We start from the raw sequence: 10,815 nt of genomic DNA, 5'->3' as shown, positions 1-10,815 counted from the left end.
AGGCCGGCGCCGCCGCACAGGGCCAGCGCGCCGATGGCGGCAAACACCCAGCGCCAGGACGACAATGCCCCAAGCCAGGTTCCCAGCGGCACGCCGCCGGCCAGGGCCAGGGTCAGGCCCAGCCAGACGATGGACAGCGCCCTGCCCGCGCGCGAAGGATCAACCAGGCTGGTGGCCGCATGCGAGGCGACCGCCATGAACACCCCATGCGCGAGGCCGACGGCAAAGCGCACAAAAAGCAGCGCGCCCAGCGCCGGCGCTGCCGCCATGGCCACGCTGCCGGCCGCCAGCACGAGCATGGTGGCCACCAGCAGTTGGCGTTCGGAGCGGCGCGACAGCACGGCCGTCAGGATGGGCGCGCCGATGGCCGCCCCCAGCGCATACGCGGCAATGGCGCCGCCGGCCGCCGCCACGCTGGCGTGCAGGTCGCGCGCCATGCCGGACAGCAGGCCGGCGGCGATGAATTCGGACAGGCCGAAGGCAAAACTGCACAGCGACAGCAGGTAGATGGACGGTGGCAGCGCGACAGCCGAGACAGCAGCGCGTGAATAAACAGTGGACATGGCGCTTCCAGTAGAGTCAAAACACCATGCTGGCCGCTGGCCCGCCATCTGTAAAATATCTTATTTATCTTGAAATGAGACGCTCAAAGTCTCAATGAGCGGAACAGTGCCGCAACTGCGCCAGCAGACGCTCGCGCACGGGAGAGTCGCGCCGCGGGTCCCAGGCCATGTACAGGTCGAGCTGGCGCAGCGGCTCGGGCGCATCGCCGTGCAGCGGCAGCATGACCACGCCCGCTGGCGCGCTGCCGGCCAGGCTGGCGGGCAGCAGCGCCACGCCAAAGCCGGCCGCCACCAGTCCCAGCACCGTTTGCAGCCGGCGCGCCTGCTGCGCCACCCTGGGCACGAAGCCCGCATGCAGGCACAGGCTGGCCAGCTGGTCGTGGAAGCCCTGGCCCAGCTCGCGTGGCGAAGCGACGAAATCGTCCTGCGCCAGGTGCGCCAGATCCACGCTCGCCTGGTGCGCGCAGGGGTGGCCCGGCGGCAGCGCAAGCATGATGTCTTCGCCGCACAGGCGCTCGAAGCGCAAGCCCGGCGTGCTGCGCCCCGGCGCGCGCAGCAGGGCGATATCGGTCTCGCCCCGCTCCAGCCACTCGACCTGCTGCTGCGTCGACGCTTCGCGCAGGGTGAACTGCACGGCGGGCGAGGCGGCGCGGAATGCGCGCAAGGCGTCCAGCACGTGGGCATACGGCGTGATGTGGATAAAGCTCAGGCGCAAATGGCCTGCTATGCCCTGCGCCACACGGCGCGTGGCCGCCACGCCCTCTTCCAGCGCGGCCAGCACCTGGCGCGCCGTGGCGAGAAAAGCCGTACCGGCTGGCGTCAGGCTGACCTTGCGGTTGGTGCGCTCGAATACGGGATAACCGAGCATCTCCTCCAGCCGCAGAATGGCCTGCGACAGGGGCGGCTGCGCCATGTGCAGCCGTTCGGCGGCGCGGCGGAAATTGAGTTCCTCGGCGACGGCGATGAACTGGCGCAGCAGCCGGGTTTCTATCATGGGCCTTTTTTCGCCGCAGCCAGGATGTGCCGGGAAATGCCGCGCAGGATGTTGACTTCTTCCGTTTCCAGTCCCGTGCGCGAAAACAGGCGCTTCAGGCGCGGCATGAGTTTTTTCGGATTGTCGGCATCGAGGAAATCGATGGCGACCAAGGCCTGCTCCAGATGCGCATACATGCCGTCGATCTGCGCCAGGCTGGCCGCATCGCCATGAAAACCAATGGGGCTGGCCGCCGGCGCCTCATCGGCCATTTCCAGGGCCGACATCCTGCATTCATAGGCGACCACCTGCGCCGCCTGCGACAGGTTCAGCGAGGAATAGTCAGGATTGGCGGGAATGTTGATCAGCACATTGCACTGCTCGACGATCTCGTTGGGCAGGCCGAAACGCTCGTTGCCGAAGATGACGGCCGCGTGCAAGTCCGTGCAGGCGGCCAGCTGGCCGGCGATGGCGCGCGGGCTGGTGACGGGCGGCGAGAATTCACGCAAACGGGCCGAGACGGCCGCCGCATAGTTGCAGCCTTCCAGCGCCTCGGCGATGGAGCCGACGATGCGCGCGCCGGCCAGGATATCCTGCGCGCCGCTGGCAAAGGCCACCGCTTCCGCATCCGTCAGGGCATCGGGAAAACGCGGGTTGACCAGCACCAGATCGGAAAAACCCATCGTTTTCATGGCCCGCGCGACGGCGCCAATGTTGCCAGAGCGACTAGTTTCGACAAGAATAAATCGCAGGCGTTTGAAAAGAGACGTGTTGATTTCGGGCAGATTCATTTAAAATAGCGCTATTGCGCGGTATCGATACAGGAAATTTCGGGAAACGGAGTCACACAACGCTGACTCCAGGCCGGGATTTTAACCACTTCGGCACCGCTCCGCTCTTTAATTCATTCTTGCACTCTATCGTACCGGCGCCGCAAGGCGACCTTGGGCGGTCGCGTGCTTTTAACGGAAGCTCACATGCACCCAATGCTCAACACGGCGATCAAAGCCGCCCGCCGCGGCGCCGCCGTCATCAATCGCGCCTCTTTTGACCTCGACCGCGTCGTCGTCACGGAAAAACAACATAACGATTTCGTCACCGACGTCGACCAGGCGGCCGAACAAGCCATCATCGAGGTGCTGTCCAAAGCCTACCCGGACCACGCGTTCCTGGCTGAGGAATCGGGCGCTTCCGCCAACTCGCACGACGAGAATGAATATCAGTGGATCATCGACCCGATCGATGGCACCACCAACTTTATCCACGGTTTCCCGCAATACTGCATCTCGATCGCGCTCGCGCATCGCGGCGTCGTCACGCAAGCCGTCATCTACGACCCGGTCCGCAACGACCTGTTTACGGCCACCAAGGGCGCCGGCGCCTACCTGAACGAAAAGCGCATCCGCGTCACCAAGCTGGACCGCATCTCGAACGCCCTGCTGGGCACCGGCTACGTGGCCGGCAGCGCCCGCGCGCTGGACGAATACCTGAAAATGTACCAGATCATGGCAGAACGCAGCCAGGGCGTACGCCGCGCCGGCTCGGCCGCGCTGGACCTGGCCTACGTCGCTTGCGGCCGCCTGGACGGCTTCTACGAAAAAGGCCTGAAGCCTTGGGACATCGCCGCAGGCGCGCTGATGATCACGGAATCGGGCGGCATCGTCGGTGAATTTTCCGGCGAATCGGACTACCTGTACAAGGGCGACGTCATCGCCGCCAGCCCGAAGATATTTGGCCAGATGATTACCCTGCTGACGCCATTTGCATAAGGTTGCGCACGCGGCATCCATGAAAAAACCGGCCTTGGCCGGTTTTTTTACATTCAGGGGCTGACCTGCCCCGCCACCACGAATCCCAGTGTCATGGCCACCACCATCGCCGCGCCCGTCGGCGTGGGTGGCGTGGGTGATGGCAGGTCGAACCAGCGGCACACGACGCCCACCAGCACGCCCAATACCGATCCGGCCAGCATGACGTTCATGGCGCCTCCCGCTTTTCCGCCTGCTCGCGGCGCTGCAGGTACAGGCCCGTGAGCCAGTAGCCGCAGCTGGTCAAAAACACCAGCAGCGCGGCGCCCAGCACGGGCGGCGCCGGCACGGGAATGCGCGCCAGCTGGCAAACGAAGCCCACCACAAAGGCCAGCAGCAAACCCAGAATGACTTTCTTGCAGCGCATGGCTCACTCCTTGTCTAGAATGCGAAGCAGCTGCAACCGAGCGTGCCCCAGAAGCCGGAAAAATCGGAAATCGGCACGGCCGACTTGCGTGCCCGGTCATGCGCATGCGCATGCACGCCGCAGGCGCCCGCGCACTGGTGCGGCATGGCGTCCTGCGCCTGCTTCGCCACGGGCCGGTAATGGCCGGGCACCGTACGCACGGGCGACCACTCGGGCAGCACGGGAATCGGCGGCGGCGCCAGGGTCGAAAATTGCCCCTGGCCGTAGACGATTTTCCCGCCCACCATGGTCAGCACGGATTCGATGGACTTGATCGCCTCTTCCGGCACGGCGAAATAATCGGCCGACAGGACACTCAAATCGGCCAGCATGCCCACGCGGATGCGCCCCTTCTTGCCTTGCTCGCTGGAGAACCAGGCGCTGCCCGCCGTCCACAGCTCCAGCGCCGTATCGCGCGACAATCTGCCCGCCGCATCCGTCAGGGCCAGGCCGCCCACGGTGCGCCCCGATACCAGCCAGTACAGCGCCGTCCACGGGTTGTAGCTGGCGACCCGCGTGGCATCCGTGCCGCCGCCCACCGGCACGCCGGCGTCCAGCATGCGCTGCACGGGCGGCGTCGCTTTCGCCGCTTCGGCGCCATAGCGTTCGACGAAATACTCGCCCTGGAAGGCCATGCGGTGCTGGATGGCCAGGCCGCCGCCCAGCGCCTTGACCCGGTCGATATTGCTCGGGCTGATGGTTTCCGCGTGGTCGAACAGCCAGTGCAGGCCGGCGAACGGCGTGTCGCGGTTGACCTTTTCAAACACGTCGAGCATGCGGCTGATCGATTCGTCATAGGTGGCGTGCAGGCGGAAGGGCCAGCGCTGCTCGACCAGGTGGCGCACGACCTTTTCCAGCTCATCCTCCATGCCGGCCGCCAGTTCGGGGCGCGGTTCGAGGAAATCCTCGAAGTCGGCGGCGGAAAAGACCAGCATTTCGCCGGCGCCGTTATGCCGGTAAAAATCCGTGCCGTCACCGGGCTTGATCATGCCGGTCCACTTCTGGAAGTCCTGCAGCTCCGCGCCCTTGTTTTGCGTGAACAGGTTGTAGGCGATGCGGATGGTCAGCTGCTCTTTCTGCGCCAGCTCGTCGACGACGGCATAGTCCTCGGGATAATTCTGGAAGCCGCCGCCCGCGTCGATGGCGCTGGTGACGCCAAGGCGGTTCAATTCGCGCATGAACTGGCGCGTGGAGTTCACTTGCAGCTCGCGCGGCAGGCTCGGGCCTTTCGCCAGCGTGGCATACAGGATCATGGCGTTCGGGCGGGCGATCAGCAGGCCGGTCGGATTGCCGGCCGCATCGCGCACGATCTCGCCGCCGGGCGGGTTCGGCGTGTTCTTGTCGTAGCCGACGGCGCGCAGGGCGGCGCGGTTGAGCAGCGCGCGATCGTACAGATGCAGGATGAAGACGGGCGTGTCGGGCGCGGCCGCGTTGATTTCATCGAGCGTGGGCATGCGTTTTTCGGCGAACTGGAATTCCGTCCAGCCGCCCACCACGCGCACCCATTGCGGGTTCGGCGTGCGCAGCGCCTGTTCTTTCAGCATGCGCAAGGCGTCGGCCAGCGAAGGTACGCCCTCCCAGCGCAGTTCCAGGTTGTAGTTCAAGCCGCCGCGTATCAGGTGCAGATGCGAGTCGTTCAGGCCGGGAATCACCGTGCGGCCACCGAGCTCGATCACCTGCGTGGCCGGGCCGCGATGACGCATCACGTCTTCAAGGTCGCCGACGGCGAGAAATTTGCCATCGGCGATGGCGACGGCGGACGCCAGGGGCTGCGTCTTGTCGACCGTGTGGAAACGGCCATTGAGTAAAATCGTGTCTGCGTGCATGGGAACTCCCGGATCAGGTGAAAACACGGCCCCGCCGGCGGGTGGCGGAGCCGGAGTCAGTGAAAAATCAATGGCCTTCGCTGGCGTTGAACATGGACTTGGCGTAGATCAGGCCCAGGCCATAACCGCCGCCGTGCGCCACGGCCGTCGCCACCGTTTCATTGTAGGTCTCGCCGCGGGCCCAGTCGCGCTGCAGTTCCAGCAGGTATTGCACTGACGTCAGCGGCTGCGCGCCCGCCTGTATCATGCGCTGCATGGCCATCGCATGGGCTTCATCGGAGACGTCGCCGCTGGCGTCGGCGATCACATACACTTCAAAGCCCTGCTCCAGCGCCGACAAGGCGGGGCCGACGATGCACACGGACGTCCACAGGCCGGCCAGCACGATCTTGCCCTTGCCGTAGCCATTCACCTTGTCGGCGATGCGCGCATCTTCCCAGGTGTTCATGCTGGTGCGGTCGATCGGCGCCTGTTCCGGGAAGACGGACTGGATTTCATCGAAGATCGGGCCGGAAAACGATTTCGCGGCCACCGTCGTCAGGATGGCCGGCACCTTGAATTCCGCAGCCGCCTTGGCCACCAGGGCCGCGTTGTTGCGCAGCAGCGCCAGGTCGATCGAGCGGGTGGCAAACGCCATCTGCGACTGGTGGTCGATCATGATCAGGGTATGGTCGTTCGGGGTCAGCAGTTTTTGGGCGGCTTGGGCGGTGGCGATAGGCATGGTGTTTTCCTTAGTGAAAATAATTGAATATAAAAAGTGCGTTCTCTGTGCGGCTGCTTTGCTCCTGCCCTTGTCTCACATCGTGTGTTCCGGGCCAGTGCTATGCAGTATGCACGCACCAAATCGAAAACAAAAACGGAAAGAATGCCAAGCTATATTCGATTTTTTCGATGATATAAAATACGCGTAACAAGTGCCGTGGCAGCGCCCCGCATATCAAGGAGAAAGCATGGGATTTGAATTCAGGATCATGGCCAGCCTGGCGCAGGAACAGCGCCAGCACATCGCGCAGCTGATCGCGGCCCTGCCGCAGGCGCCACGCGCGCCCGGCGCCATGCCCGACACGGATGTGCGGCTGACGGACACCGGCCTGTATGTGTGCCAGTACCTGCGGCCGGAGCCGTGGCATGGCCTGGAAGCCGTGCGCGACTACTTCAAGGCCGCAACCATCGCTCACAGCGTGCATGACGCCGAGGACGAGGCAATGTAACGCACGTGTTACTGGCAAGACGCGAGAATTCTTCGTAAGCTTCAGCTCGAATCGTATCCGGGGAGGTAAGCATGGAATTGACCGTGTCGGGCTTCGACCTGTTCATCGCAGAGACCGCCGCGCTGTCGCTGATCGGCGATGTCGAGGTGGGCGGCAATATGTCTTCCGCCTTTCAGAAGCGCCACAAGATCCGCGAAGCCGACGTGCTCAGCAGGCTGACCGAGTGCGCCGCCACGCCCGCCGGCAGCTATGCGCGCCTTCTGGGCATAGCCTATTTACTGAGCAATGCCAGTGCCGCGTACGCCGAAGTGGGCGCGTTGATGCAGAGCGAGACTTTGAAGACGTGCATGGTCACGCACCATTTCGGCGGCGGCCCCCGCACCCTGGAAAAAGCCTGTGTTTCCGAACCGATGAATCTGTGGTTCGGCTGGGCGCTGGAAAATACGCGCAACAATACCGTCACGTTCGATCCGCACGTCGTCGGCCACCTGAAAAGCAAGGCCGGCTTGCTGAAAACGTCGCTGCCGTCGAATATGCTGCGCGATGGCGCGCCCATGGCACAGACACCGGGCCAGCAGGCGCTCACATCGATGGGCGCCAGCAACATCTTGCTGCAAAGCGCGCAGCACATTGAGCACGAACCGTCGACGCGGCCACGCAGCCTGACACCGACCAGCGCCGGCCTGCAAAAAATGTTGAAGCACAATGATAATTACTTGCAAGGAATTAAGAACAACACGCCTGTGATGCGCATGTACGACCATCGCATGGCGGGCGACGAAACCCTGCTCAACAACTTGAAGCTGGCCTGCCAGCACATCGACACGCACTATCAGTTTCCGCTCAATTACGAGGCGCTGCTGCGCGATCTCGAACGCAATATGCAGTCGCTGCGCAGCTCCCTGTACTATATGTACAAGCTGGTGGAAGACATGAACAGGCGCGGCAAGCAGCATTACCAGACGCTGCGCGAGCAGCTGAAACTGCGCACCCAGGACGGCATGCCCAACATGGTACAGAGCATGCTCAGCGCCATCAATGCGGCCAGCAACGGCTGGGACACGAACCGCGCAGTCCTGCCGCAAACGCTGCTCGACGCCATCAACAACATCGATGGCCAGTCGCCCGTGCCCGTGCTGCGGCGCCTTGCCCCCGACAATGGCTTCATGATCAATCCTGATTTCTACATGCTGCTCAGGTAGCAGACGGCGCGGCTACAACGGCCCTTCCAGCATCAGGCGCAGCGTGCGGTACGTGCCCGTATCGACCGTGCGCAGCGTGCTGCCCGCAGCATCCGCATACAGGCTGCGCGTGCGGTAGTCCTGCCGCAGCAGGTTGGCGCCGGACACGCGCAGGCGCAGCTTGTCGCTGAACTTCCACAGCGCATACATATCCAGTTCGCGCCTGGCGCCCTGCCAGGCCAGCAGCTGGCTGGACTCGCGCGAGCGCCCGCCTGCCTGATAGTTCAGGTCGGCGCCCACGCTCAGGGGCAGGCTGGACAGCTGGTAATCTCCCCCCAGGCTGGCGCTCCACGGCAGCTGGCTGTCGAGACGGTTATCGGGGCCGGCGACGGCATCGACGCGCGACCAGTTGCGCGCCACGTTGGCGCGCAGATCCAGCGCGGGGGCGCCCGCCAGCAGCGCCTTCAAGGGCAGCTTGGCTTCCAGCGTGATGCCGCGCACCTGCGCCTTGCCATTATTGACGGGCGTGGCCACCCAGCGCCCGCCCTGCTGGTACAGCCGGTCCAGCATCACGTCGCTGATCTTGCGCACGGTGGCGCTGGCGCCCAGCATGGCGCCCTCGCCCAGGTAATACTCATAGGCGGCGTCCAGGCCCCAAGCCAGTTCCGGACGCAGCGCCGGGTTGCCCTGGTTATCGGGATTCGTGGGGCTGTTGCCGTTATCGACCGTGTACGGGCGCGGGATCAGCTCGAAAATCTGCGGCGCCTTGTAGGTGCGCGTGAGGGCCAGGCGCACCTGGCTCTTGCCGCGCATTTTCCACAGGCTTTGCAGCACGGGACTCCACACCTGCGCGCCCACGTCGACCGACTGGCCATCGCCCGTGGCGCTGGCCGTGCGCCAGGCTTCCCAGCGCAGCCCCAGATACAGCGACCAGCGCGGGGAAATGTCCCATTCATCCTGTGCGAACAGGGCCAGGCGGCGCACCGTGGCCGTATAGTCTTCGTCCGCGAGGATGGGCGGCCCGCCCGGCGCCAGTTCGCGTTCGCGGCGAAACTCCGTGCGCCGCCGGTGGCCCGCATCCCAGCCCGCGGCCAGCGTGTGATGCTGGCCCAGCGCGCGGCGGTAGGTGCCGCTGGCCTGCACGCCCACTTCGTCCACGCCCGAATCGACCTGCCGCGTCGAGCCCTGCCCCGGCGCCGCGCCCCTGCCCAGGAACAGGTAATCATTGTCGCGGTGGTTGACGCTGGCGCCCAGCTTCACATCCAGGCTGGCGCCTTGCGCGAGCTTGCGCAGCCAGTGCAGGTCGCTGCGCACGGTGCCGCTGTCCTGGTCGAAATTCGCCTGGTTGTCGGGATACGCCGTAGTGCCACCCAGGTAAGCCGTTTCCAGCGCATGGCGGCGGCTGGCCAGGCGCCGCACGCTGAGCAGGCTTTGCCAGGCCAGGCTGCCCTCGCCCTCCAGCGCCCATTGCAAGCGCGGCGCCAGCTCGATGCCGTCGCTCGTCACGCGTTCCGTGAGCGGCGCATGGCGCAGCAGCGTGGGCCTGCCGCCCGCATCGACTGCGCGGTTCCACTCATCGAGCAGCGCCTGGCGCCCCGTGTGGCTGAGGGTTCCGGCCAGCGCATATGCCAGGCGCCCATCCCTGTCCGACCACTGCACGGTGGCGCTGCCGGCCGGCATGCCATGGCTGCCGGACGCGCCCAGCTTGAACGTGCGCTCGCGCCGCCCGCCCGATTTTTTCAGCACGATATTGATGGAACCGGCAATCGCCTGCGCGGAAAACTCCGCCGTGGCGGCACGCATGATGTCCACGCGCTCGACCAGTTCCGGGTCCAGCGAATCGAGCGAGAAACCCGGTGGCACGGGCACGCCATCGAGCATGATCAAGGTATAGCCCTGGCCCAGGCCGCGCATCTGGATTTGCCCGCCAGCGGCGCCGGGCGCGCCGCCGATGGAAATGCCAGGCTGGCGCTTCAGGGCGTCGGACAGGCTGCGGTCGCCCTGGCGTATGAGTTCGTCGTGGCCGACGGAGAGGGTCGACACCGTATCGTTGCGGCGCTGCTCCAGCTTGCCCGCATTGACCGTCACGGAAGGGAGAACGTCATCGGCACGCACGTGGGCCGGCCATGGCAGCGCGAGGCTGCACAGCAACAAGGTATAGCGCATGGGAAATCCTGAGAGGTTGGTGGTGGCGTCGGCTCGCGCGCTGACCCGACCTGCGGGCAGCCAATGCAACGATACTTCAGTAAAACCCGGGAGCATCATGCCGGGGCCGGATCCTCAGGATCCGCCCCCGCTTGCTGTTCCTGGGTGAAAAATTCGTCGGCGTCAGCGGCCGAACTGCTCCTTGCGCATGCGCAGGGCGCGCGCGCTGGCGTTGGCGTCCAGGCCGGCCAGCCGGGTTTGCGGATCTTGCAGCTGGCCATGCTGGCGCACCTGGAAGTGCAGGTGCGGCCCCGTGGCGCGGCCCGTGTCGCCGACCGTGCCGATATGCTGGCCGGCCACGACGATGGCGCCATCGGCCAGCGCCACGCTGTCGAGGTGGGCGTACACCGATTGCAGGCCGCCGCCATGGGCAATATGCACGGCCTTGCCCAGCCACGCGTCCTGCGTCACCGTGGCGATGCCATCTGCCACGGCCTGCACGGGCGTGCCGCGCCGCGCCGCCAGGTCCAGCCCGCGCAAGCCCCGCTGCGTGATGGGACGCACGACGCCAAAGAAGCCCGTGACGCGCATGCTGGCCAGCGGATTGCGCCAGGGTTCCGGTGCCGGCGCCGCGGCCGGAACCTGGCCCGGGTTGGCAACGGACGCCGCAGCAGACCAGGCCTGCGCCGGCTGCCATGCCAG

At 65.4% G+C, this 10,815-nt stretch carries 12 protein-coding genes; 3 read left to right on the top strand and 9 right to left on the bottom strand.

Annotated features, from left to right (window positions below; all coding sequences use genetic code 11):
* The 3 genes from JaAD80_RS20375 to JaAD80_RS20365 form a co-directional block, all read right to left on the bottom strand.
* Nucleotides 1–563, bottom strand: a 563-nt coding sequence (locus JaAD80_RS20375; protein WP_258003102.1) for an MFS transporter, incomplete at its 3' end; no start/stop codon positions are given.
* Nucleotides 564–654: 91 nt separating this feature from the next.
* On the bottom strand, nt 655–1,557 hold the full coding sequence (locus JaAD80_RS20370) for a LysR substrate-binding domain-containing protein (protein ID WP_102296739.1): 903 nt from the start codon (nt 1,555–1,557) through the stop codon (nt 655–657).
* Nucleotides 1,554–2,327: an RNA methyltransferase gene (locus JaAD80_RS20365; protein WP_102296737.1), complete on the bottom strand. Its 774-nt coding sequence runs from the start codon at nt 2,325–2,327 to the stop codon at nt 1,554–1,556. Before JaAD80_RS20365 ends, JaAD80_RS20370 begins: the two co-directional genes overlap by 4 nt.
* Before the next feature lie 195 nt (nt 2,328–2,522).
* Here JaAD80_RS20365 and JaAD80_RS20360 point away from each other — a divergent pair, with 195 nt between their 5' ends.
* Nucleotides 2,523–3,305 (top strand): inositol monophosphatase family protein, encoded by a 783-nt coding sequence (locus JaAD80_RS20360; RefSeq protein WP_102296734.1) that lies wholly within the window; start codon nt 2,523–2,525, stop codon nt 3,303–3,305.
* Nucleotides 3,306–3,358: 53 nt separating this feature from the next.
* On the opposite strand, the gene JaAD80_RS20355 is transcribed toward JaAD80_RS20360, so the two are convergent.
* The 4 genes from JaAD80_RS20355 to JaAD80_RS20340 form a co-directional block, all read right to left on the bottom strand.
* Nucleotides 3,359–3,517, bottom strand: a complete 159-nt coding sequence (locus JaAD80_RS20355) for a XapX domain-containing protein (RefSeq protein ID WP_102296732.1) — start codon at nt 3,515–3,517, stop codon at nt 3,359–3,361.
* A complete protein-coding gene (locus tag JaAD80_RS20350) occupies nt 3,514–3,711 on the bottom strand; it encodes a DUF1427 family protein (protein WP_102296730.1) in 198 nt (65 codons plus the stop codon). Before JaAD80_RS20350 ends, JaAD80_RS20355 begins: the two co-directional genes overlap by 4 nt.
* Before the next feature lie 14 nt (nt 3,712–3,725).
* Nucleotides 3,726–5,576: an amidohydrolase gene (locus JaAD80_RS20345; protein ID WP_102296728.1), complete on the bottom strand. Its 1,851-nt coding sequence runs from the start codon at nt 5,574–5,576 to the stop codon at nt 3,726–3,728.
* Between the two features lie 67 nt (nt 5,577–5,643).
* Nucleotides 5,644–6,297, bottom strand: a complete 654-nt coding sequence (locus tag JaAD80_RS20340) for a hydrolase (protein ID WP_102296726.1) — start codon at nt 6,295–6,297, stop codon at nt 5,644–5,646.
* A gap of 229 nt (nt 6,298–6,526) precedes the next feature.
* Between JaAD80_RS20340 and JaAD80_RS20335 the strand changes: the two genes are divergently transcribed.
* Both JaAD80_RS20335 and JaAD80_RS20330 read left to right on the top strand, forming a co-directional pair.
* Entirely contained in the window at nt 6,527–6,787 is a 261-nt protein-coding gene (locus JaAD80_RS20335) for a hypothetical protein (protein WP_102296725.1), read from the top strand.
* A 71-nt stretch (nt 6,788–6,858) separates the two neighbouring features.
* Complete coding sequence (locus tag JaAD80_RS20330; RefSeq protein ID WP_102296722.1) at nt 6,859–7,989, top strand: hypothetical protein; 1,131 nt, start codon at nt 6,859–6,861, stop codon at nt 7,987–7,989.
* Nucleotides 7,990–8,001: 12 nt separating this feature from the next.
* Here JaAD80_RS20330 and JaAD80_RS20325 read toward each other — a convergent pair whose 3' ends face one another.
* Both JaAD80_RS20325 and JaAD80_RS20320 read right to left on the bottom strand, forming a co-directional pair.
* Nucleotides 8,002–10,134 carry a TonB-dependent siderophore receptor gene (locus JaAD80_RS20325; protein WP_180979505.1) on the bottom strand — a complete coding sequence of 711 codons (2,133 nt, stop codon included), beginning with the start codon at nt 10,132–10,134 and terminating at the stop codon, nt 8,002–8,004.
* Between the two features lie 162 nt (nt 10,135–10,296).
* A partial coding sequence (locus tag JaAD80_RS20320; protein ID WP_146012448.1) for a M23 family metallopeptidase occupies nt 10,297–10,815 on the bottom strand: 519 nt, incomplete at its 5' end.

It is taken from the genome of Janthinobacterium sp. AD80, assembly GCF_002878455.1.
Lineage (GTDB): Bacteria > Pseudomonadota > Gammaproteobacteria > Burkholderiales > Burkholderiaceae_D > Janthinobacterium.
Note: the sequence above shows the minus strand (reverse complement) of the source record. Positions and strands in the feature narration are given on the sequence as shown.

Bases quoted from the DNA above. Each gene is read 5' to 3' on its own strand.
- JaAD80_RS20370 (WP_102296739.1), bottom strand. From the start codon at position 1,557: ATGATAGAAACCCGGCTGCTGCGCCAGTTCATCGCCGTCGCCGAGGAA.
- JaAD80_RS20365 (WP_102296737.1), bottom strand. From the start codon at position 2,327: ATGAATCTGCCCGAAATCAACACGTCTCTTTTCAAACGCCTGCGATTT.
- JaAD80_RS20360 (WP_102296734.1), top strand. From the start codon at position 2,523: ATGCTCAACACGGCGATCAAAGCCGCCCGCCGCGGCGCCGCCGTCATC.
- JaAD80_RS20355 (WP_102296732.1), bottom strand. From the start codon at position 3,517: ATGAACGTCATGCTGGCCGGATCGGTATTGGGCGTGCTGGTGGGCGTC.
- JaAD80_RS20350 (WP_102296730.1), bottom strand. From the start codon at position 3,711: ATGCGCTGCAAGAAAGTCATTCTGGGTTTGCTGCTGGCCTTTGTGGTG.
- JaAD80_RS20345 (WP_102296728.1), bottom strand. From the start codon at position 5,576: ATGCACGCAGACACGATTTTACTCAATGGCCGTTTCCACACGGTCGAC.
- JaAD80_RS20340 (WP_102296726.1), bottom strand. From the start codon at position 6,297: ATGCCTATCGCCACCGCCCAAGCCGCCCAAAAACTGCTGACCCCGAAC.
- JaAD80_RS20335 (WP_102296725.1), top strand. From the start codon at position 6,527: ATGGGATTTGAATTCAGGATCATGGCCAGCCTGGCGCAGGAACAGCGC.
- JaAD80_RS20330 (WP_102296722.1), top strand. From the start codon at position 6,859: ATGGAATTGACCGTGTCGGGCTTCGACCTGTTCATCGCAGAGACCGCC.
- JaAD80_RS20325 (WP_180979505.1), bottom strand. From the start codon at position 10,134: ATGCGCTATACCTTGTTGCTGTGCAGCCTCGCGCTGCCATGGCCGGCC.